The sequence below is a fragment of the Chromatiales bacterium genome (assembly GCA_020445605.1).
Classification (GTDB): domain Bacteria; phylum Pseudomonadota; class Gammaproteobacteria; order JAGRGH01; family JAGRGH01; genus JAGRGH01.
Genome location: JAGRGH010000007.1, coordinates 33,553 through 55,523 on the forward strand (window position 1 = coordinate 33,553; position 21,971 = coordinate 55,523).

Sequence of the window (21,971 nt, forward strand, 5' to 3'; positions counted from 1 at the left end):
CCGGCATTTTGCGCCGCCCTGCCCGGCGCAGGCTCAGAGCCGCGCTCCGACCAAAGGATCGGGCAGCGCGAGGTGCGCGGCGATGGCCGCCGCGTCAGGCCGTTCGATTACGCCACGCTCGGTGACGATGGCGTCGACGAGCGCCGCCGGTGTGACGTCGAACACGGGGTTCCAAGCGCCGGCGCCGTCCGCGGCGATCCGCCCGCCACCCATGCAGCCCAGCAGCTCGTCGGCCGCACGCGTCTCGATCGGGATGTCGGCGCCCGTCGGCGTGGCCGGGTCGATGGTCGAAACCGGCGCGGCCACCATGAAGCGCACGCCGTGGTGGCGCGCGAGCACGGCCAACGCATAGGTGCCGATCTTGTTCGCGACGTCGCCGTTCGCGGCAATCCGATCGGATCCGACGACGACCCACTGCACCCGGCCCTGCGCCATCAGCGCAGCCGCCGCACCCTCGGCGATGAGGTCCACCGGAATGCCCTCCCGCACCAGTTCCCAAGCGGTCAGGCGCGCGCCCTGCAGCCAGGGCCGGGTCTCGTCGGCGAATACGCGCTGGATGCGCCGGTCACGCCATGCCGAACGGATGACCCCGAGCGCCGTGCCGTAACCACCGGTCGCCAGCGCTCCGGCGTTGCAGTGTGTCAGCACGGCCTGCGCCTCGCCGATCAGCTGCGCGCCGAAATCCCCCATGGCAAGGTTGGCCTGCAGGTCCTCGCCGTGGATGCGCCGGGCCTGCGCGTCGAGCGCAGCAAGCGGCGCGTCGTCAGAGCCGGCGAGAACCGCGCGCATGCGCGCGATGGCCCAGGCCAGATTCACCGCCGTCGGGCGGGCCGCGTTGAGTTCAGCAAGGGCCGGCGCCAGCGCCTCGCGCCAGCGGAGCGGATCGCGCTCGATTGCGCTTCGGGCCGCCAGCACAACGCCATAGGCAGCGGCAATGCCGATCGCCGGCGCGCCGCGCACGACCATGTCGCGGATTGCGGAAGCGACCGCCGCGCTGGATTCCAGCCGCAACCAGATCTCCTCGCGTGGCAGTCGCCGCTGGTCGAGCAGTTCCAGCGCGACGCCATCCCAGCGAATGGGCTGTACACCGGCGACATCGGTTGCGGTGATGGACTCGGTCACTGAACTTCTCCCCCTGGGATCTGGTGCGGAACGACGCGAAACCGCACTACGGTTGCTATGATCGCGCGCCCTGCGGGCGACCGAAAGGCCATGCCACAAATCGATCTGCGTCAGGCGGCGCTGCTGACGGTGGCCGCCGAATTCTGCTTTGCCGCAATGGGCGTCGCGATCAAGAGCGTGTCCGCCGAACTCTCGACGGCCATGATCGTGTTCGTGCGCTCAGCCATCATGATCGCCGTGCTTGGGCCGTGGCTGTCGCGCGCGGGGCAGGCGGGCCTGCGCACCCGGCGTCCCTGGCTGCATCTGCTGCGGGGGCTGGCCGGCGTCAGCGCGATGTTCTGCTTCTTCTACGCCATCGCGCATATTCCACTCGCCCAGGCCTGGCTGCTCAAACTCAGCGCACCGCTGTTCATTCCGCTGATCGCACTGGCGTGGCTGCGCGAACCGGTCGGCGCGCGCGTTGCGCTCGCGGTTACGCTCGGCTTTGTCGGGGTGTACCTCGTGCTCGCCCCGGGCGGCGCTCAGGCCTCACCGGTTGCCTGGATCGCACTGGCCGGCGGTGCATTCGCGGCGGTCGCCAAGACCTCGATACGGCGGCTTTCTTCGACCGAACCGGCTGCACGCACGGTGTTCTACTTCGGCGTCGTTTCGACCGTCGTTTCGGCGCCATTCGCGCTGAGCGACTGGACCGCACCGAGTCCAACCGGCTGGCTGTGGCTGGTGATGATCGTTGCCTTCGCCACGGCCGGCCAGCTGTTGATGACCCGCGCGTTCGCGCATGCGCCCGCGGGCAGCGTGGGTCCGTTCGCCTACAGTTCGGTGGTGTTCGCGAGCCTCTGGGGCGATCTGCTTTGGGATGAAACGCCCGGACCCTGGACCATCGCCGGTGCTGCGCTGATCGTCGCGGCCGGCTGGGTGCTTTTGCGCTCACGCGGACCGCTGCGGCGCACGGTCGCGGAACCCGCACCGGGCAGCGGCGCGGTATGAACCAAACCCGCCGTGGTGTGCGCCATGGAAACGCTGGCCCAGAAGGATTTTTAACAGACTGTTGAAATTCTCTTTTCAGCAGCCTGATATCGCGCGACAGGGACGTCTCGCCCGAAAATCGAACATGCAAGGCTCTGAATATCGAGAGCAACCGAAAACCGGGTTTTCGGTTGCGATGTTGAAAAGGCCATGCACAGGTCTTTTTCAACGACCTGTCAAAGAGACTCTGGAAACTTCAGAGTTTCCTTGGTGATCTAGGCTCCGACGAACCGGAATGACTTGATCAGAACTTCACGGGCAACAAAGACGATCAAGCACCTTGCGCCATAAGGGACGGGGGCCCGTCGGACGCATGTGAATCGACCAGTAGCGCTCGTTGATCGAGCGGTAATCCTGCCATTGGAAGTCCAGTTCCGGGTTGATGTCGAGTTGGGGATAATCCTTGAACAGGTCGGAACGCAGGAAAATGAGGTCGACCTGCCACAGCCGATCGCGATAGTAGCTGGGCTCGACGATGTCGTAGAGAACGAACCCGCGCTCGGCGAGATGTACCGCCCGCTCAATCAGTGCGGAAAGCGGGGCCTCGATCACCACGATGGAAGCATTGAGCAGGCTATCGGCCGCGCCATTCAGAATCGGGATTTCGTGGCCGTCTACATCGATCTTGAGCAGAAACGGCGTGGGCACCGGATGCTCTGACAGAAACGTGTCCAGGCGCGTCTGACGGACCGGTTTGCACTCCACGACCCGGGAATCATCGGATTTCCCGACCGGCTTGTCACTGACCCGTGAGTGCGTAACGCGGTCGGAACCGTCGATCGACCGGCCGACCTGCCATGCATCGCCGTCCGTATCGGAAAGCGCGAGATGAAACAGTTCGTGCCTGATCGACGCGTAATTGTTTCGAATGACGTCGAAATAACTGTCGACGGGCTCGAACAGATAGTGGGTCAGCTTCGGGAACGTCCGCATCAACGGGCGCGTGGCGCCCGCGATGCCGATATCAACGATGCTGGCGACCGGCACGCCGGCCCGGATGAGTGCATCCAGGCCGTTGTCCATGGTCGGACGTCGCATGCGATTCCCTGGAGCTATTCGTTCACGGCCTTCATGGAGAGCCGGATGCGGCCCTGCTTGTCGACCTCGAGCACCTTGACGCGAACGACGTCGCCTTCCCTGAGCTTGTCGCTGACATTCTGCACGCGCTCTTCGGAGATCTGCGAGATGTGCACAAGGCCGTCCTTGCCGGGCAGGATCGTGACGAACGCGCCGAAGTCCATGAGCTTCGCGACGCGTCCCTCGTAGATCGTCCCGACCTCGACGTCGGCGGTGATGCGCTCGATGCGCGCGCGCGCGTCGTCCGCCGCACCCTTGTCCACGGATGCGATCGTGACCGTGCCATCGTCCTGCAGATCGATCTCGGTGCCGGTCTCCTCGGTGATCTGACGAATGGTCGCGCCGCCCTTGCCGATGACTTCGCGGATCTTTTCGGGGTTGATCTTGAAGGTCAGCATGCGCGGCGCCCATTCGGACATCTCGGCACGCGGCGTGGTGATCACACGATTCATCTGCTCGAGGATGTGCAGACGCGCGCGATGGGCCTGACCCAGGGCGGTCTCCATGATCTCGCGCGTGATGCCGTCGATCTTGATATCCATCTGCAGGGCATTCACGCCCTTCGCGGTGCCAGCAACCTTGAAGTCCATGTCGCCGAGGTGGTCTTCGTCACCCATGATGTCGGTCAGCACCGCGAACTGATCGCCCTCCTTGACGAGGCCCATTGCAACACCGGCAACGGGCGCGGAGATCGGCACACCGGCGTCCATCAGCGACAGGCTCGTGCCGCAGACCGATGCCATCGAGCTGGAGCCGTTCGACTCGGTGATCTCGGAGACGACGCGGATCGAGTACGGGAACGTCCCGGACTGCGGCATCACGGCCTGAATGCCGCGCTTGGCGAGTCGGCCATGGCCGATTTCGCGGCGCTTCGGCGAACCCACGCGGCCCGTTTCGCCGACGCAGTACGGGGGGAAGTTGTAGTGCAGCAGGAAGTACTCTTTGCGCTCGCCCTCGAGCGCGTCGATGATCTGTGAATCGCGCATGGTGCCGAGCGTCGTCACGACCAGGGCCTGCGTCTCACCGCGCGTGAACAGCGCGGAGCCATGCGTGCGCGGCAGCACGCCGACGCGGATGTCGATCGGGCGCACGGTCTCGCGGTCGCGCCCGTCGATACGCGGCTCGCCGGCGATGACGCGACCACGCACGATGCGTTTTTCGAGCGACTCGATCGCCTCGCGCACGGTGCCCTCGGCCAGACCGTCGTCGCCCGCGCACAGCGAGGCAATCGCGGCATTACGAATCTCGGACAGCCGGCCCAGACGCTCGAGCTTGTCGACGATGCGATAGGCCGTCTCGATGTCGCCACGCACCGCGGCTTCGATCCGATCGATCGCCGCCTGATCCTTTTCCTTCGCGGTCCAGGCCCAGGCCTGCACGCCGAGTTCAGCGCGCAGTTCGTTGATCGCGTTGATTGCCGTCTGCAACTGTTCGTGACCGAACACGACCGCACCGAGCATGACGTCCTCGGGCAGCTCGCGCGCTTCGGACTCCACCATCAACACGGCATGGCTGGTGCCGGCGACGATGAGGTCGAGATCCGACGTCTGCAGGTCCGTCATGGTCGGATTGAGCAGGTACTCGCCGTTGCGATAGCCAACGCGCGCCGCGCCGATCGGGCCGTTGAACGGCAGGCCGGAGATCGCCAGCGCCGCAGAAGTGCCGAGCATGGCCGGAAGGTCCGGATCGATGTCCTTGTTCAGCGACATGACGGTCGCGATGACCTGCACCTCGTTCGTGTAGCCCTTCGGGAACAGCGGACGAACCGGACGATCAATCAGACGTGATGTGAGAATCTCCTTCTCGGAGGGACGCCCTTCACGACGGAAGAATCCGCCCGGAATGCGGCCCGCGGCATAGGTCCGTTCCTGGTAGTCGACCGTCAGCGGGAAGAAATCGCGACCGGCGTCGGCGCTGCGCGACCCGACCACGGTGACGAGCACCGAGGTGCCGTCCATGTCGACCATGACCGCACCGCTGGCCTGGCGTGCAATCTCGCCGGTTTCGATCGTGACGGTATGGGCCCCGAACTGGAATTGTTTGCGAATCGGACTTGGCATGGTGATCGTTCCCGGCGAGCAGACCGTAATGACGGTCTAAGTGGATTTAATCTGGTACAGGCGCAAAAACGCCCGCGCTAAGCGGGCGTTTTCTATGGAATTAGTGCTGAACTCGCGGCATGGTCTGGCGCGCGCCGTTTAGCGGCGCAGACCCAGACGGCCGATCAGCGATCGGTAACGCTCGAGATCGCTGCCCTTGAGGTAGTCGAGGAGCTTGCGCCGCTGGTTCACGAGGCGCAGCAGACCACGACGGGAGTGGTGATCCTTTTTGTGCTCGCTGAAGTGCGAGCCCAGATCGTCGATGCGCGCCGACAGAAGTGCAACCTGCACCTCCGTGGAACCGGTGTCACCCGGCGTGCGCGCGTACTGCGAAATGACCTCGGACTTGGCCGTGGCGGTCATGGTCATGGGCGTAGTGCTCCGAAACCGTATCAATATCGAGCCGCGCATTGTATCCGCCGCGACCCGGCCGGACAAGCCGGCACCCTGGAAGAACAAGAAAAAGGAAAGGCCGGGCGGATGTCCGGCCTTTCCGAGATCGAGACAGAGCGTTGTGAGCCTCGTCCGTGAATCAGCCGCCGATCGCGTCCAGCGCCGCGAACACCTGGTCGCGGATGGCTTCGACCCCGCCTACGCCGGCGATCTTCGCGTACTGGGGCGCATTGGGCGCCCCGGAGGCAGCGAATTCGCCGTAGTAGTGCACGAGTCGCTCAGTCTGGTCGTGGTAGACCTTCAGTCGCTGGCGGATCGTGGCTTCCCGGTCGTCATCGCGGTGAATGAGCGGTTCACCCGTGACGTCGTCCTTCCCCTCGTTCTTTGGTGGATTGAATTCGATGTGATAGGTCCGGCCCGAGGTCAGATGCACGCGCCGGCCGGACAGGCGGCGGACGATCTCGTCATCCGGCACGTCGATTTCGACGACGGCGTCGACATCGATGCCATTCGCCTTCATGGCGTCGGCCTGCGGAATGGTGCGCGGGAAGCCATCAAGCAGATAGCCGTTCGCACAGTCGCCCTGCGCCAGACGCTCCTTGACGATGCCGATGATGATGTCGTCGGACACCAGCCCGCCGGCATCCATGACCGCCTTGGCCTGCTTGCCCAGTTCGGTGCCGGCCGCGACTGCGGCGCGCAGCATGTCGCCGGTGGAGATCTGCGGAATGCCGTAACGCTTGGTGATGTACCCGGCCTGGGTACCCTTGCCGGCCCCGGGGCCGCCGAGCAGGATCAGTCGCATCGTATCGTTCGCCTGTTGGAATCTGTGAGCCCGGCATTATCGTGGCTCGCCCGGCGGGGCGGCCAGCCGGCATTTTCGATGGCGGAATAGCCGCGACTTATATGGCCGCGGAGCCACCGGGGCGCTAGCAGGCTGTTGAAACTCTTATTTCAACAGCCTGATATCGCGAGACAGGGACGTCTCGCCCGAAAATCGAACACCCAGGTGTTTGACTTTCGTGAGCCACCGAAAACCGCGCTTTTCGGTTGCGATGTTGAAAAGGCCATGGATGGGCCTTTTCTACAACCTGTTAGGACGCAGCCTCCAACCGTCCGTCGGCACGGCCCTGCGCGCCGGCGATCAGCCGCAGCAGGCCGGCCGCGTCGATCCCCACCGCGGCGCGCTGCTCGGCCTGGGTCGCGTGTTCAATGAAGGCGTCGGGCAGCCCGGCGTGCGCGACGGGCGTGCCGATTCCGGCCGCAGCCAGCCATTCGGCGACCGCGGAGCCCGCACCGCCCGCGATCGCGCCATCCTCGACGGTGACCAGGAGCGCGTGCGAGGCCGCGAGACCAGCGATCAGCTCGATGTCGAGCGGCTTGACGAAGCGCATGTCCGCCACGCTCGCATCGATGCGCTCGGCCGCCTCCAGCGCCGCGGCGAGCGGCGTACCGAAGGCGAGAATCGCAACACCGACGCCGCGCCGGCGGATGACCCCCTTGCCGACCTCAACACTGTCCAGCCCGGTCACGGGTTCCACGCCGCTTGCACCGCCGCGGGGGTAGCGCACAGCGGCCGGTCCCACATGCCGGAAACAGCTCGACAGCAGCCGCCGCGACTCGGCCTCGTCCGACGGCGCCGCAATCACCAACCCCGGGATGCAGCGCATGAAACTCAGGTCGTAGGCGCCGTGGTGGGTGGCCCCGTCGGCGCCGACCAAACCCGCGCGGTCGATCGCGAAGGTCACGTCCAGGCCCTGCAGGCAGACGTCGTGGATGAGCTGGTCGTAGGCGCGCTGCAGAAAGGTCGAGTAGATCGCGACCACCGGTTTGTCACCCTCGCAGGCAAGGCCGGCGGCGAAGGTCAGGGCGTGCTGCTCGGCGATGCCGACGTCGTAGTAGCGATCGGGAAAGCTCTGTGCAAAGCGCTCCAGCCCTGAGCCCTCGCACATCGCCGGGGTGATCGCGACCAGCCGCTCGTCGGCCGCGGCCATGTCGCAGACCCAGTCGGAAAAGACGTTCGTGAAGGTACGCCCGCCACCCTTCTTCTCGACCTTGCCGGAGGCGCGGTCGAACGGCGCGACGCCGTGATAGCCGCAGGGGTCCTGTTCGGCCGGGTCGTAGCCGCGCCCCTTCTGGGTGACGACATGCAGCAGGCGCGGTCCGCGCATCTCGCGCAGGTTCTCGAGGGTGCGCAGCAACAACGGCAGATCGTGGCCATCGAGCGGGCCGACGTAGTTGAAGCCGAGTTCCTCGAACAGCGTGCCGGGCAGCATCATGCCCTTGACGTGCTCTTCCCAGCGCCGCACCCACGCCCGCAAAGCAGGCATCGGCGCGAGCACGGTCTTGCCGCCCTCGCGCACGCGCCGGTAGAAGCGCCCCGCGAGCACCTTGGCGAGGTAGCGCTGCATGGCACCGACGTTCGGCGAGATGGACATCGCGTTGTCGTTGAGGATCACGAGCATGTCGGTGTCGAGCACGCCGGCGTTATTCAGCGCCTCGTAGGCAAGGCCCGCGGTCATTGCGCCGTCGCCGATGATCGCGACGACCGGGCGGGCATCGCCACGTCGCGCGTGCGCGACGGCCATGCCGAGCGCCGCACTGATCGAGGTGCTGGAGTGGCCCGCGCCGAAGGTGTCGTAGACGCTCTCCTCGCGGCTCAGAAATCCCGCCAGCCCGCCGCGCTGGCGAATGCTCGCCATGCGTTCGCGCCGGCCGGTCAGGATCTTGTGCGGATAGGCCTGGTGGCCAATGTCCCAGACCAGGCGATCGTGCGGGGTTTCGAACACCCGGTGCAGCGCGATCGCGAGTTCGACGGTGCCGAGTCCCGGCGCCAGATGACCGCCGGTCCGGGCGACCGTCTCGAGCAAGAACTCACGCAGCTCCTGCGCCAGCGACTCGAGCGCGGACTCGTCCATGGCCCGCAGGTCGGCCGGTGAATCAACGGATTCGAGCAGCGGGTATGCCTTCACGGCCGGGCGGTCCGGAGATGTCAGGGGATCGGATAAACCACAATTTTATCATGCGGGTTACAGCATTCATGCCGGACTGGGCCCCCTGGCCGGCAGAATGCAAAACAACGCCTATACTCGGATAACAAAAATAAATGAGGAGTGTACGTCCATGCCATCCAGCCGACTCGCACGCTCGATGCTCTTGGCGGCCTGCATCTATATGCCGGTCGCGGAAGCGTTTTTCTGCTTCAGCTTCGGTACCGGGTCACGGTCGCGGCACTCGCACGCTCCGGCCGGCTTCGCGGCACCGGTGATGCAGGGCGGGCCGATGTCGCCCTGGATGGGGCCACCGCCCGGTGCGCCGATGGCATGGCAGCCAGCGCCAATCCCGCATGCCCCGTATGCCCCGCCGCCACAGCCACGCGCGGTGACCATGCCAAAACCTGCCTCGGTGGCGCCCATGCCTGCCTCGGCAAGACCAATCACGGCGGAACCGAAGCCGGCGCAGGTGGCAATGCCAGTCAGCGAATCGCGCCCCGGCGTTCGCCCGACACCGGTGCGCCAGACCCCGCGCCCCGCGGAACTGATCCCGGTCGGAATGACGATCTCGCGTACACCGCCAGTCAGTGATTCCAAACCCCTCGCCGACGACTATGCCCCACCCCCGGGGCCCTATCTGCGCTTCCGGCCGGACTAAAACCGGCCCCAGAGCCCCCACGGTCGCAGCGGTCGCGCAATTTCGTTTCAGGCGAGGCACCCCAACCACGGTGCGGCGCTCGCCACGGCAGCGAATCGCATCGCGGCTGGCAGCGAAAATCGCACCGTCTCGGTTGCGCAGCCAGGATCATGGTGCCGAGCTTCTTGTTGCAGCGTTGGACTAACCTGCAAGAACAGCCGTCGATTTTCCAGGGAGCAAGCGACATGTTTAATCGAACTCGAACATTCCTTGTTGTTTTTCTGATGGGCGTCAGCCCCGGCCTGCTGGCGGCCGGCGGGCCAGCCGTGACCGGTGCCAGTGGGGGAACGACCTTCATCAGCATAGATGACACCGACCAGACCCTGGGCTTCACCTTCGAGGCCAATGCGGATGTGGTGGTGACGGCGCTCGGCGTCGCGGATACCACTCCGGGCGACCCGCTGAGCCAGACCCACCAGGTCGGCCTGTGGACGGCCGGCGGAGTCCTTCTGGCATCCGCAACCGTACAGACCGACAGCACCCTGATTGGTGGTTGGCGCTACGTTTACATCCCGCCAGTCACGCTGCAGACCGGGCAGACTTATGTCCTCGGCAGCGCCGTAACGAGCCCATATCTCGACCCGTACAACCGCGTGCCTGATGTGGGCTCGGTTTCGACCAACCCGAAGATCACGATCGGGATCTCGGCGACAAACGATTCCGCTGGCGGGTTTTCATTCCCGCTCAACGTGAATGCGAGCTTCCTGGCAAGGCTCGGCCCGAACATGCTGATCGGCGCCTCGCCCGTGCCGCTGTCACCGCTCGCGCTTGCCGCAATCACCACATTCCTGGCGCTGGTCGGGCTCGTGGTCATCCGTCGGCGTTCCCAGGCATGAGACCGATTTCGGAATGATTTCGGCCGGACTGAGGCCGGACCAAACAGAAGGCGGCCCATGGGCCGCCTTTTTTCTCCGTCGGCGGGCAATCGATGCCGACACCCGGAACCCCGGTCTTCGGCACGATCGTCCCGCGTGCGGCACTGAATCTGCCTAGCGGTAGTCCGGCAGCAGATGCTGTTCGAGGTCGCCGGCATCGCGTTCGTGGATCGCAACGTCCCGGATGGATCGACCAAACACGATTGCTGCGTTGGGCTGGGCGCTGACCAGCGGATGCCAGCGTGGCAGGTCACGACCCTCGGCAATCAGCCGATAGGCGCAGGACGCCGGCAGCCATGAGGCATCCGTCAGCACCTCGGGCGTGACGCGCACGCAGGCGGGCTGGCGCCGGCTTCGGTTCGGATAATCGGTACAACGGCACGCATCGAGATCGAGCAGGTCGCAGCACACGTTGGTGTAGAAACGCTCGCCGGTGTCTTCGTCCTCGAGCCGGAACAGGCAGCACTTCGCGCAGCCGTCGCATACCGATTCCCATTCCTCCGGCGTGAATTCCGACCAGTGCTTGTGTTTCCAGAAGGCCTGCATCGCGCGAGTATACGCGCGGTCCTGCATGCCCCCTTTTGCCGGATGCGTTGACCCCGGGCACGGCGTTCGCTAGCGTAGCCGGCCCGTTTTCCAACGCCTCTTAGCGCTGCAATGGCCCAGTACGTTTACACGATGAACCGCGTCGGCAAGATCGTGCCGCCGAAGCGCCAGATCCTCAAGGACATCTCGCTGTCGTTCTTTCCCGGCGCAAAGATCGGCGTGCTCGGCCTGAACGGCGCGGGCAAGTCCACGCTGCTCAGGATCATGGCCGGGGTCGACACCGAGATCGAGGGCGAGGCGCGCCCGCAGCCCGGCATCAAGGTCGGCTATCTGCCGCAGGAACCGCATCTGGACGAAACCAAGGACGTTCGTGGCAACGTCGAGACCGCCATGGCCGACGTCACCGAGGCCCGCGCGAGGCTCGACGCCGTGTATGCCGCCTATGCCGAGCCGGACGCTGATTTCGACGCGCTCGCGGCCGAACAGGCGCGGCTCGAGAATCTGCTCGAGGCCAGCGGCGGTCACGAGATGGACCGCCAGCTCGAGATCGCCGCCGACGCGCTGCGCCTGCCGCCCTGGGAGGCCGATGTCGCAAAGCTCTCCGGTGGCGAACGCCGCCGCGTCGCGCTGTGCCAGCTGCTCCTGTCGAAACCCGACATGCTGCTGCTCGACGAGCCGACCAACCATCTGGACGCCGCGTCGGTCGCCTGGCTCGAACGCTTTCTGCACGAATATGCGGGCACCGTCGTGGCCATCACCCACGACCGCTACTTCCTCGACAATGTCGCCGGCTGGATCCTCGAACTCGACCGCGGCCGCGGGATTCCGTGGGAGGGCAACTACTCCTCCTGGCTCGAGCAGAAGGAAAAGCGCCTGGAGCAGGAGAAGCGCGAGGAGGTCGCGCACCAGCGCAGCATGAAATCCGAACTCGAGTGGGTGCGCACGAACCCGAAGGGTCGGCATGCCAAGAGCAAGGCGCGCCTGCAACGGTTCGAGGAATTGCAGTCGCGCGAATTCCAGACCCGCAACGAGACCAACGAGATCTACATCCCGCCGGGCCCGCGGCTCGGCGATCTGGTCATCGAGGCAAAGGGCCTGAAGAAGGGCTTCGGCGACCGGCTGCTGGTCGAGAACCTGAGTTTCAGCCTGCCGCGAGGCGGCATCGTCGGCGTGATCGGGCCGAACGGCGCGGGCAAGACCACGCTGTTCCGGATGCTCACGGGCACCGAGCAGCCGGATGCCGGCGAAATCCGCTTCGGCGATACCGTGGACCTCGCCTATGTCGACCAGAGCCGCCAGTCGCTCGACGACAGCAAGACGGTCTGGGAGGAGATCTCCGACGGTCAGGACATCATCCGCATCGACCGTTACGAGATTCCGTCGCGCGCCTATTGCGGGCGCTTCAACTTCAAGGGTACGGACCAGCAGAAGCGCGTCGGCGATCTGTCCGGGGGCGAGCGCAACCGCGTGCACCTCGCCAAGCTGCTGCGCTCCGGAGGCAACGTGCTGCTGCTCGACGAGCCGACCAACGATCTGGACGTGGAGACGCTGCGTGCGCTGGAAGAGGCCCTGCTCGCGTTTCCGGGCTGCGCGGTGGTGATTTCGCACGATCGCTGGTTTCTCGACCGCATCGCCACGCACATGCTCGCGTTCGAGGGCGACAGCCAGGTCGTGTGGTTCGAGGGCAATTACGCCGACTACGAGGAAGACTTCAAACGGCGCAACGGCGAGGACGCCAGCCAGCCGCACCGGATCAAGTACAAGCGGCTCGCCTGACCGAGACCTTGGTGACCAACGACACGCCGCTGGAAGCGCTGTTCGAACGACTCGATACGCTGATCGCGCAACTCGAGCGGCTGCTGCCTGGCGAATCCGCGGACCCGGCCAGCGCCATCGCCAGCGGCGAAGCGCTGCGCTTCACGCGTGAGGGTGCACGTCGAGCACTGCAGCCGGTGCGGCATCCGCATGCGATTGCGCTCGACGATCTGCACGGAATCGACCGGCAGAAGCAGGAACTGCTGCGCAACACCCGCCAGTTCCTCGCGGGACGACCGGCGAACAATGCGCTGCTCAGCGGCGCACGCGGCACCGGCAAGTCCTCGCTCGTGAAAGCGGTGTGGAACGAGTTCCGCGCCGCCGGTCTGCGCCTGATCGAGATCGCGAAGGACGATCTCGACGCCCTGCCGGCACTGCTGGATGCCCTGCATGGCCGCCCCGAACGCATCGTGATCTTCGTTGACGATCTTTCCTTCGACGCGAACGAGGCAGACTACAAATCACTGAAGGCGATGCTCGATGGTTCGATCGCCGTGCCGCCGGACAATGTGTTGCTGTATGCGACCTCGAACCGCCGGCATCTGCTGCCGGAATACCAGCGCGACAATGCCGACAGTCATCTCGTCGATGGCGAGATCCACCATGGCGAGGCCGTGGAAGAGAAGATTTCATTGTCGGAGCGCTTCGGACTGTGGCTGAGTTTTCCGCCGGCCGGTCAGAAGCTGTATCTGGAGATCGTGCGTCACTGGCTCGAGAAGCTGGCCCCGCAGTTGCAATTTGACAACGCCGCAGAGCAGGCGGCGTTGCGTTTTGCACTCGCGCGCGGCGGACGCAGCGGTCGCATCGCCTGGCAGTTTGCACGCGACTATGCGGGACGCTTGCCCACGTAGGCCTTTCGCATGAAACTGTCGCGGAATCTGCATCCGCAGCCGCATCGGTTCACTCGAGACAGGATCGACAACATGCCCAGTTCATATGCGTTTCGTATCGCCACCGTGCTGGCGCTCATCACCCTCGCACCGGTCGCGCTCGCCCATCAGCAAGGCGCGGTGGATTCCGGCGCCTTGGTCAGCGGTTTCATGCATCCGTTCGGCGGCATCGACCACCTGCTCGCGATGCTCGCGGTCGGCATGTGGGGCGCGCAGCTGGGTCGCCCGGCACTGTGGATGTTGCCGGTCGCGTTCCCGATGCTCATGGCCGCGGGCGGCGTGCTGGGCATCGCCGGCATACCGTTCCCCAGCGTCGAACTGGGCATCGCGCTGTCGGTCGTCGTACTCGGCGCGGTGATCCTGCTGAACGCACGGCCTCCGCTCGCAATCAGTCTGGCGATCGTCAGCGGTTTTGCGCTGTTCCACGGCTACGCGCACGGCGTGGAGCTGCCGTCCCAGGCCGATCCCCTGCCCTACAGCTTCGGCTTCGTGCTCGCGACAGGCCTCATTCATCTGGCCGGCATCGCGATCGGCCTGATCACGCACCTGCCGCGCGGACTGGCGATGCTGCGTGCCGGCGGTGCGGCGATCGCCGCCACGGGCGTCTGGCTGCTGGTCGGGCTGTGAAACATCGTGCGGCGGCGCTCGCCGCCGCGTTCTACGCCGGCCCCGCCGCGGCACACCTCGGGTTCGCCGCGAACGATCTCTACTCCGGGCTGCTGCACCCGCTGCTGCACCTGTCCACGTTGTTGCCACTGGTCGCGCTGGTGCTGTGGCTCAGTCAGCGGGAGCCGCGGGAACTCACGCGCACCGCCCCCGCACTCTTGGGCGGAACCGGCGTCGGCATCGTGGCCGCGCTGTCTGAACTACCCGTTGCAATCCTCTCCGCCCTGCTGCTGCCGCTCGCACTGGCGCTGGGGCTGCTGCTTGCTTCGCGCGCGCGGCTTGCGTCGTTCATTGCGATTACGCTGGCCGCGTTCGTGGGCGTGGGCGAGGGCGTTGCAAACGTGGAGCCGGTGCGCGCACAGATCGCGAGCCCCATGCTCTACGGTTCGGGGCTGCTGCTCGTCATGGGGCTGGCCGTGTTGCATCCGGCCGCCCTGCTCGCGGGTCGCCGACAGGCCTGGATTGTGGTCGGCACCCGGATCGCCGGCAGCTGGATCGCCGCCGCCGCACTGCTGGTGCTGGTGCTGGAATGGAGCGGACGCCTGCCAGCCGCATCCGGCTAGTCCGCGGACCGTTTCAGCCCGGCGGCCAGCCCAGATGCCGGCCGGCGAGCAGGTGCAGATGGATGTGGAATACCGTCTGCCCGGCATCCGCGTTGACGTTGAACACCAATCGATAGCCGGGTTCGGCACACCCCTCGTCGGCGGCGATACCCTGCGCCGCCAGCACCATCCGACCCACGAGTTCGGCATGCCGTGGCTCGACGTCGTTGATGGTCGCAATGTGCTCGTTTGGCACGATCAGAATGTGCGTGGGCGCCTTCGGATTGATATCGCGAAAGGCCGTGACCCACTCGTCTTGGTACAGGGGCGGGCCGCCGAGGCTGCCGGCAACGATCTTGCAAAACAGGCAATTCGGGTCGTTCATGGGCTCTCCAGTTCACTCGTGTGGGCCAGATTCTAGTGTCCTGTCCCCTGCAACGCCCCGGAGCGACAGCCAGTCGCTCGCGCAGCACCGGACCGCCCAGGAGGCCAGGCAAAAGTTTTGTGCAATATTCACCTTTGGCTGTCCGCAGGACGTGCGCGCGTCCAGCATGAGCATCACCTTAGGCTCTCCCGCTCAGGAGACTGTGATGAAACAGCCGATTTCCGCACTGATCCTTGCAATCGCGTCCATCGGCGCACATGCCAGCGACGATGACCCTTTCCTGGCCGAGCTCCGCGCCGAGGCTGCCAAGCTCGAGAACGCAACCGAGATTCATTTCCGGGCCGATCAGGCACGGATGGAACAGGTTGCCCCGGTGGCAGCCGCCTGGGCACGCACGCGGGTCGCCGTCGAGCCCGCCGACGTGATGGCCTCCTACCAGCGTCCGCCGTTGAAATCCGCCCTGCGCGAGCGGTCAGGTAAGGACGCCGACCGGTTTGCCGAACTCGAGACCGAAGTCCGCGCGATGGTGTTCGCCGCATATGCGCAAGGCGCCAGCATCGAAGACCTGGCGCCGCTGATTGCCGAGATCGCCGGCACCGATTCCGGGGGCTGAGTTCGGTTCACAAGGGCCGCAATGAGGCTACAGGACGGTGCGGCCGCGCAGCGCCTGACTGAGCGTGCCACCGTCGACGAATTCGAGTTCGCCGCCCATCGGCACACCATGCGCGATGCGCGTGGCCCGCACGCCGTGACCGTGGGCGAGATCAGCGATGTAGTGCGCGGTGGCTTCGCCCTCCACGGTTGAATTGGTCGCGATGATCAGCTCGGTGAGCCCACCCTCGGCAAGCCGTGCGTCGAGCTGATCGAGACCGATTTCGGCCGGACCGATGCCGTCGAGCGGCGACAGCCGGCCCATGAGCACGAAGTAGCGCCCGCTGTAGGAACTGGTCGCCTCGATCGCCCGCACGTCGATCGGTGACTCCACGACACAGAGCAGGCCGTCATCGCGATTCGGGTTCGCACAGAGCCTGCACACCGGCTCTTCACTGAGCGTGCGGCAGCGCTGGCAGTGGCCGATGCGCTCGACGGCGAGCTGGATCGTCTCGGCCAGCTGGCGACCGGCCGGACGCGCGCGTTCGAGCAGGTGGTAGGCCATGCGCTGGGCCGTCTTCGGACCCACGCCGGGCAGACAGCGCAGGGCCTCGATCAGGCGATCGAGCAACGCGCTCACGCGACGCCAATCAGAACGGCAGTTTCAGGCCCGGAATATTCAGGCCCGAGGTCATGCCCGAGAACCGCTCCTGGGTCAGGCGTTCGATGCGTGCGGCAGCGTCGTTTGCCGCCGCGGTGACGAGGTCCTCGAGCATCTCGCGATCTTCCATCGCACCCGGCTCGATCGTCACGCCGAGGACCTGGTGACGCCCGTTCATGCGCAGCTTCACCATGCCGCCGCCGGACTCACCGGTGACCTCGGCATTCGCGAGTTCCTGCTGGGCCCGCTGCAGGTCTTCCTGCATCTTCTGGGCCTGTTTCATGAGATTGCCGAGACCGGCTTTCATGGCGTTACCTGCTTGGATTGGGGAGAAAGGGCCACGGGTCAGTCGTCGACGACCTCGACCGAGCCCGAAACGATACGAGCGCCCAGGGTCTGCTGCAACGCCTGTACGGTCGGGTCGGCGGCGACCGCCTGCTCGGCGCGGCTCTGGCGCTCGGCCGTCTGCTCGGCCTGCCGGCGGGCCGGTGTCGCAAGCGGCGCCTCGGCGGGTTGCAGCTGAAGCACAACCTCGCTGCCAAAGCGCTGACGCAGGGCCTGTTCGAGCCCGCCGCGCACGGTCGGCGTGGCCATGCGCACGCGTTCCGGGTCGATGACCAGGGTGATGCGCCGCCCCTCGCGACCGCCCCATACGCAATGCCGCGCGACCTCGAGCGCCAGCCCGCCAAGCCCCAGCTGCTCGAGCAGTTCGGCCCAGTCGGGTGGGTCGATGTCATCGATGGCCGGCCCGGATTGCACCGCTGCGGGTGGGGCGGACTGCGTACGCTCCGAGCGAATCGATGCTGGATCCGGTCTGGTCGGTCTGGCCGGCGTATGCGACGGTTCGGCTTCGGCCCGTGGCGCCACGCCACCGGGGCGAAACGACAGCATGCGGATCATCAGCATGTCGAAACCCGAGTGCGGGTCCGGGGCCAGCGGGAGATCGCGGCGGCCAAGGATCGCAATCTGGTACCAGAGCTGAAGCTCCTGCGGATCGACCGCGGCGGCCAGCGCGACAAGCGCATCGCGCTCGGGCACGTCGCTGCCCAGCGCGCCGGGCACGGCCTGCACCAGCGCCATGCGCTGGAGCCACATGGCCAGATCGCCCAGCAGCTCGGTGAAGTCGACCGTGCCGGACTGCGCGAGCTCGGCGCTCAGTGCCAGCACGCCCGGCGCGTCCGCGGCCGCCAGCCGCTCGATGAGCCGCCGCACCCGCTCCCCGGGCACCACGCCGAGCATGGATTCCACGTCGGCCAGGCGCACGCGCCCGGCGCCGAAGGCAATCGCCTGATCGAGCAGACTCAGGGCATCGCGAACGCTGCCGTCGGCGGCCTGCGCGAGGCGCTCCAGCGCGCTGGTCTCGGCCTCGATGTCCTCGGCCTGGATGATCGTCGCCAGATGCTCGTGCAGCTCGCGCGGAGTCAGGCGCCGCAGACTGAAACGCAGGCAGCGCGACAGGATGGTCACGGGCAGACGCTGCGGATCGGTCGTCGCGAGCAGGAACTTCACATGCGGCGGCGGTTCTTCGAGCGTCTTCAGCAGCGCATTGAAGCTGTGATTGGAGAACATGTGCACCTCGTCGATCAGGTACACCTTGAAGCGGCCGCGCACCGGCGCGTAGGGCACGTTCTCGAGCAGCTCGCGCGTCTCGTCGACCTTTGTGCGGGAGGCCGCGTCAACCTCGATCAGGTCCACGAACCGACCCTCGGCGATCTCCGTGCAGCTCGTGCATTCGCCGCAGGGCGTCGAACTCACGCCGCGTTCGCAGTTGAGCGCACGCGCCAGAATGCGCGCGACCGTCGTCTTGCCGACCCCGCGCGTGCCCGTGAACAGGAAGGCATGATGCAGCCGATCGGAATTCAGTCCGTTGGTCAGCGCACGCACGACCGGCGCCTGCCCGACCAACTGATCGAAGCGCGCCGGGCGCCACTTGCGGGCAAGGACTTCGTAGGACATGAGCGGGCGGTCAGCTGGCGCAAATCGGAAGTGGCCATCCTACCGCCGGGCGCCGGCGCCCGCACGATTGATTGCATTGATCCGGCATGCCACCGGCACGGCGGGAACCGCGGCTCAGGGATGTGCCGCCGCGATCCAGCAGGCGCGCGCCGCGGATCACAGAGAAAAGAAAAAACCGCGCCGTTTCGTCTTTGTTGCGCTGGCAATCCTTCGACGGATTGATCCGTGCATCCGGAATCGATGGCGGCGGCCGCGCCAGCCACACCCCGGCGCCCGAGTCCACTGCTGCGGCTGCTCCCTTCCGGGCCTGACCGGGTTCACAGCTTTTCGTCGCGGGGGGACCGACGCGGCCACCATGGACGCGGTGCGCGCAACACGCTTGCGCGATGATCGAATGGCGGAGAGAGAGGGATTCGAACCCTCGATAGGCTTGCGCCTATACTGACTTTCCAGGCCAGCCCGTTCGACCGCTCCGGCATCTCTCCTGCAGTTGGACGGCTTGCACCGCCCCCGCCCCGACGACCGGCATGTCCCTTGGGATCGATGCGGGGCCGCTAAGACTAAAGCCAGCGCTACACTGCGCGCAAACCAAACGAAGGCGAATCCACGAGTGCCCGCCCCGTGGCGAGTCTGATCCTGCATCCCGAGCATGCCGATGACCTCCCGCGGGCGGACCTTGTGCGCATCGCCGCCGCGCTGGCGCTCGGCGGCGCCGATCCCGAACCGGGCTGCGTCCCCGTCGGCGCCGGATTCGTGGAGCACTTCACGCTGGTCGGCTGCGCGCCGGCGCTGGTCGACGCCGCCGGCGAACCCCTGTGCCTGCGGCTCGTGCGCGAGTCGCACGCAACGCTGCTGGCCGGGACCAACGCCGTCGCCCCACGCTGCCGCAACTGTAGGCACCGGTTTGGCGACTGGCGCGAACACCTGGAGCGCTGGCGCGCCGATCCGCTGGGCGAGTGGCCCTGCCCGGGCTGCGGCACGGCCCTGAACGCCGCACGCCTTGATTGGCGACACCATGCCGGCGCGATCCGCGCCGCACTGGAGTTCGTGCCGGTTTTTCCAGGCGAGGTGCAACCCCAGTCGACGCTGTTCGCCCGGCTGCGCGAACTGAGCGGCAGAGACTGGGACTATTTCTTCCACGCGCCATGACGACCGGGCGCGCGGCGCAATTCGCATGCCTTTGCGTCTTTGCGCTGCTCGCCTGCGGCTGCGATCGTCCGCCACCCGGCGGCACCGAACCCACGAGCACCAATTCCGGCGACGACCTCCTCGCGGGCATGCGCGGGAGCGGCCGGCTGCGCGCGCTGGCCGATCCGCTCGCAGTCGCGCAATGGACCGCCGGCAAACGCGACACACCGCTCACGCAGGAACTGACGGTGCTGGAGCGCTTCGCTGCGGTCCATGACGCGGAACTCGAGATCATTGCGGTCAAACGCAAGGCCGATCTGGACCGCGCACTGTTGGCTGGCGAGGGCGACATCATCGCCGCGCGCCATGCCGTCACCGGAGCGCGGCGCGAGCAGCTGGACTTCAGCGTGCCGTTCGAGCATCTCCAGACCGCGATCCTTGGCCCACCCGGCAGTCACAAGAGCGTCCATCCGAAGGAGCTGCGCAGGCACAGCATCGGCGCGATCGAGGCCAGCGCGGCCTGGGTGGATGTCGAGGCGGTTGCGCAGCAGTACCCGGGGATCGAACTGCTGCCGCTCGATGACCAGCTCGACATCGACGCACGGCTGAACCTGCTTGCCGATGGCGGCGTCGACCGGCTCGCCGAGAGTGCCGACGAATTTGCCGCCGCGGCGCCCGGGCATCCCGCAATCCGCGTCGTGCAGACCCTGCCGGGCGAACGGCTGGCCGCCTTCGCGATCCGCAAAGGGCAACCGGAGGCCCTGCTCGCGCTGGACCGGTTTCTCGAACGCGAACTGCTCGCGCGGGTCGAGCGCGAGCGATCGACCGGTGACCTGCCCGAGGTGCGCGCGCGCGGCAGCCTGCGCATCGCCCTGCGTGACGCGCGCGGACATCACTATCTGTGGAAGGGCGAGCAGCGTGGCTTTCAGTACGAGCTGGCGCACCAGCTTGCCGAGGCGCTGGACCTGCGCCTGGACGTCGTTCGCGCGCGCGACCGCACCGAGGCGCTGGCGATGGTCGCCGACGGTCGCGCCGACATCGTCGGCGGCCTGCTGCGCCCGCAGGCCGTGCCCAAGGGGCTGGCCGCGACCGCGCCGTATCTCTACGTGCAACCCAGCATCCTGACGCGTGCCGATGAACCGCGCCCCGAGTCGCTTGAAGTGCTCTCGGCACGCCCGGTGTTCGCGCGGCCCGGCACTCCGGTCTGGGACCTCCTGAAGACCGCGACCGCCGGCACCGATCTGCCACGCGCCGTGCTGGTGCCGATCGCGACCCAGTACACGCCATCGCAGCTACTCGACCAGGTCGCCAGCGGCCAGATGCCGTTTCTGGTCAGCGCGGAGGCGTCCCTGGCCCTGCGCATGAGCGGGCGCACGGATATCGTCGAGACGCTGGAGATCGGCGAACAGGCCCGCTTCGTCTGGTACCTGCGCGCGTCGAACCCCGCGCTGCGCGAGGCGATCTCCAAATACTTCAGCCGCAGTCTGCGCGGCCTGGAATACAACCTGCTGCTGCAACGCTATGTGGAATCGCCGAACGACGACGTGGCCGGCGCACCGGAACACCCTGGCACCAGCGAGCTGTCGCCGTTCGATCGCGAGGTGCGGCGCTTCGCCACGCAGTATGGCTTCGACTGGCGGCTGATCGTCGCCCTGATGTTCGAGGAGAGCCGGTTCAATCCGCGCGCGAAGTCCTCGGCCGGCGCGCTTGGACTGATGCAGGTCCTGCCAGCGACCGCCGCGCAGTTCGGGATCGACGATCTGCTGGCGCCGGAGCGCGCCATCGAGGCCGGGGTGCGTTATCTCGACTGGCTGCGCGAGCGTTTCGAGCGCGATCTGCGCGTCGAGGACCGGCTGTGGTTTGCGCTGGCCTCCTACAACGCCGGTGTCGGTCATGTGCGCGACGCGCGCATCCTCGCGCGCCAGCAGGGACTGGACCCGGACCGCTGGTTCGGACAGGTCGAAAAGGCACTACGCCTGCTGGAGCAACCCAAGTTCGCCGAAAAGGCGCGCTACGGATACGTTCGCGGCGGGCAGACCGTGCGCTATGTGCGTGAAGTCCGCGCGCGCTATCACGCCTATCTGGAGTTTCTCGTCGCCGCCGAGGCGGACATTCGCTAGGACCTTATGCAGACGCCGGATCACGCGCGAACAACGGCGCGCTTTCGAAGGTCCGCGCAGGGAAACCGCGACCCTTCCAGACCAGCGCACGTTTGAGCACGAAGTCGAACAGGATCGGATTGTAGGCACGCAGATCCGTAAGAACGCCCGCGTGCTCGGCCGCCAGCAGTCCCGCATTCACCAGCCGGCGCACGATGATCAGCGGCGCCACGCCGGGCAGCGGAAAATCCGAGCCGTTGACCAACCGCCCGTCCCAGTCCTCGCGCTCGAGTATGCGCATCAGCCAGGGGTCGAAGCGGTTGATCTGCGGCATCGCGGAAATGTCTCCAAACACACGGCCGACATAGTTGGGTTCCTCCATGAGCCGTGCGAACAGCTCGAAATTCGCA

The 21,971-nt window shown here is 66.5% G+C and carries 22 protein-coding genes, 1 tRNA gene and 1 other RNA gene; 9 read left to right on the forward strand and 15 right to left on the reverse strand.

Annotated elements, in window-relative coordinates:
• Window positions 1–33: 33 nt before the first annotated feature.
• A complete protein-coding gene (gene mtnA, locus KDG50_01715; protein ID MCB1864121.1) occupies window positions 34–1,110 on the reverse strand; it encodes an S-methyl-5-thioribose-1-phosphate isomerase in 1,077 nt (358 codons plus the stop codon).
• Between the two features lie 102 nt (window positions 1,111–1,212).
• Between mtnA and KDG50_01720 the strand changes: the two genes are divergently transcribed.
• A complete protein-coding gene (locus tag KDG50_01720; GenBank protein MCB1864122.1) occupies window positions 1,213–2,109 on the forward strand; it encodes a DMT family transporter in 897 nt (298 codons plus the stop codon).
• Window positions 2,110–2,400: 291 nt separating this feature from the next.
• On the opposite strand, the gene KDG50_01725 is transcribed toward KDG50_01720, so the two are convergent.
• The 6 genes from KDG50_01725 to KDG50_01750 form a co-directional block, all read right to left on the reverse strand.
• Window positions 2,401–3,186, reverse strand: a complete 786-nt coding sequence (locus KDG50_01725) for an FkbM family methyltransferase (protein MCB1864123.1) — start codon at window positions 3,184–3,186, stop codon at window positions 2,401–2,403.
• A gap of 14 nt (window positions 3,187–3,200) precedes the next feature.
• On the reverse strand, window positions 3,201–5,285 hold the full coding sequence (gene pnp / locus KDG50_01730) for a polyribonucleotide nucleotidyltransferase (GenBank protein ID MCB1864124.1): 2,085 nt from the start codon (window positions 5,283–5,285) through the stop codon (window positions 3,201–3,203).
• 138 nt (window positions 5,286–5,423) lie between these two features.
• Window positions 5,424–5,693 (reverse strand): 30S ribosomal protein S15, encoded by a 270-nt coding sequence (gene rpsO / locus KDG50_01735; GenBank protein MCB1864125.1) that lies wholly within the window; start codon window positions 5,691–5,693, stop codon window positions 5,424–5,426.
• A 163-nt stretch (window positions 5,694–5,856) separates the two neighbouring features.
• A complete protein-coding gene (gene adk, locus KDG50_01740) occupies window positions 5,857–6,522 on the reverse strand; it encodes an adenylate kinase (protein MCB1864126.1) in 666 nt (221 codons plus the stop codon).
• Between the two features lie 289 nt (window positions 6,523–6,811).
• Complete coding sequence (dxs, locus tag KDG50_01745) at window positions 6,812–8,713, reverse strand: 1-deoxy-D-xylulose-5-phosphate synthase (GenBank protein MCB1864127.1); 1,902 nt, start codon at window positions 8,711–8,713, stop codon at window positions 6,812–6,814.
• A 174-nt stretch (window positions 8,714–8,887) separates the two neighbouring features.
• A complete protein-coding gene (locus tag KDG50_01750) occupies window positions 8,888–9,307 on the reverse strand; it encodes a hypothetical protein (protein MCB1864128.1) in 420 nt (139 codons plus the stop codon).
• Between the two features lie 210 nt (window positions 9,308–9,517).
• On the opposite strand from KDG50_01750, the gene KDG50_01755 reads away from it, so the two are divergent.
• Window positions 9,518–10,243, forward strand: a complete 726-nt coding sequence (locus KDG50_01755) for a DUF4082 domain-containing protein (protein ID MCB1864129.1) — start codon at window positions 9,518–9,520, stop codon at window positions 10,241–10,243.
• 153 nt (window positions 10,244–10,396) lie between these two features.
• Here the strand turns inward: KDG50_01755 and KDG50_01760 are convergent, their stop codons facing one another.
• On the reverse strand, window positions 10,397–10,828 hold the full coding sequence (locus tag KDG50_01760) for a YcgN family cysteine cluster protein (protein ID MCB1864130.1): 432 nt from the start codon (window positions 10,826–10,828) through the stop codon (window positions 10,397–10,399).
• Window positions 10,829–10,939: 111 nt separating this feature from the next.
• Here KDG50_01760 and ettA point away from each other — a divergent pair, with 111 nt between their 5' ends.
• The 4 genes from ettA (at window position 10,940) to KDG50_01780 (ending at window position 14,762) form a co-directional block, all read left to right on the forward strand.
• Window positions 10,940–12,604, forward strand: coding sequence for an energy-dependent translational throttle protein EttA (ettA, locus tag KDG50_01765; protein MCB1864131.1), 1,665 nt, complete (start codon window positions 10,940–10,942; stop codon window positions 12,602–12,604).
• A gap of 29 nt (window positions 12,605–12,633) precedes the next feature.
• On the forward strand, window positions 12,634–13,494 hold the full coding sequence (locus KDG50_01770) for an ATP-binding protein (GenBank protein ID MCB1864132.1): 861 nt from the start codon (window positions 12,634–12,636) through the stop codon (window positions 13,492–13,494).
• A 72-nt stretch (window positions 13,495–13,566) separates the two neighbouring features.
• Complete coding sequence (locus tag KDG50_01775; GenBank protein MCB1864133.1) at window positions 13,567–14,160, forward strand: HupE/UreJ family protein; 594 nt, start codon at window positions 13,567–13,569, stop codon at window positions 14,158–14,160.
• Window positions 14,157–14,762 (forward strand): HupE/UreJ family protein, encoded by a 606-nt coding sequence (locus KDG50_01780; protein MCB1864134.1) that lies wholly within the window; start codon window positions 14,157–14,159, stop codon window positions 14,760–14,762. The genes KDG50_01775 and KDG50_01780 overlap by 4 nt, the downstream gene beginning before the upstream one ends.
• Before the next feature lie 13 nt (window positions 14,763–14,775).
• On the opposite strand, the gene KDG50_01785 is transcribed toward KDG50_01780, so the two are convergent.
• The gene (locus KDG50_01785) at window positions 14,776–15,126 is read right to left on the reverse strand and encodes a histidine triad nucleotide-binding protein (protein MCB1864135.1); all 351 of its coding nucleotides are present in this window, start codon (window positions 15,124–15,126) and stop codon (window positions 14,776–14,778) included.
• Between the two features lie 205 nt (window positions 15,127–15,331).
• Between KDG50_01785 and KDG50_01790 the strand changes: the two genes are divergently transcribed.
• Window positions 15,332–15,739 (forward strand): hypothetical protein, encoded by a 408-nt coding sequence (locus KDG50_01790; GenBank protein ID MCB1864136.1) that lies wholly within the window; start codon window positions 15,332–15,334, stop codon window positions 15,737–15,739.
• Between the two features lie 27 nt (window positions 15,740–15,766).
• Here the strand turns inward: KDG50_01790 and recR are convergent, their stop codons facing one another.
• From recR to KDG50_01815, 5 genes are all read right to left on the reverse strand, one after another.
• Entirely contained in the window at window positions 15,767–16,357 is a 591-nt protein-coding gene (recR, locus tag KDG50_01795; protein MCB1864137.1) for a recombination protein RecR, read from the reverse strand.
• 10 nt (window positions 16,358–16,367) lie between these two features.
• Window positions 16,368–16,685, reverse strand: a complete 318-nt coding sequence (locus KDG50_01800) for a YbaB/EbfC family nucleoid-associated protein (GenBank protein MCB1864138.1) — start codon at window positions 16,683–16,685, stop codon at window positions 16,368–16,370.
• Between the two features lie 38 nt (window positions 16,686–16,723).
• On the reverse strand, window positions 16,724–18,334 hold the full coding sequence (gene dnaX, locus KDG50_01805) for a DNA polymerase III subunit gamma/tau (protein ID MCB1864139.1): 1,611 nt from the start codon (window positions 18,332–18,334) through the stop codon (window positions 16,724–16,726).
• Between the two features lie 250 nt (window positions 18,335–18,584).
• Window positions 18,585–18,681, reverse strand: an RNA gene (gene ffs, locus KDG50_01810) — signal recognition particle sRNA small type.
• A gap of 48 nt (window positions 18,682–18,729) precedes the next feature.
• A tRNA-Ser gene (locus KDG50_01815) sits at window positions 18,730–18,819 on the reverse strand.
• 136 nt (window positions 18,820–18,955) lie between these two features.
• Between KDG50_01815 and KDG50_01820 the strand changes: the two genes are divergently transcribed.
• Entirely contained in the window at window positions 18,956–19,483 is a 528-nt protein-coding gene (locus KDG50_01820) for a hypothetical protein (protein ID MCB1864140.1), read from the forward strand.
• Window positions 19,480–21,582 carry a transporter substrate-binding domain-containing protein gene (locus tag KDG50_01825; GenBank protein MCB1864141.1) on the forward strand — a complete coding sequence of 701 codons (2,103 nt, stop codon included), beginning with the start codon at window positions 19,480–19,482 and terminating at the stop codon, window positions 21,580–21,582. Before KDG50_01820 ends, KDG50_01825 begins: the two co-directional genes overlap by 4 nt.
• 4 nt (window positions 21,583–21,586) lie before the next feature.
• On the opposite strand, the gene KDG50_01830 is transcribed toward KDG50_01825, so the two are convergent.
• The coding region (locus tag KDG50_01830; protein MCB1864142.1) for a hypothetical protein at window positions 21,587–21,971 on the reverse strand (385 nt) is incomplete at its 5' end.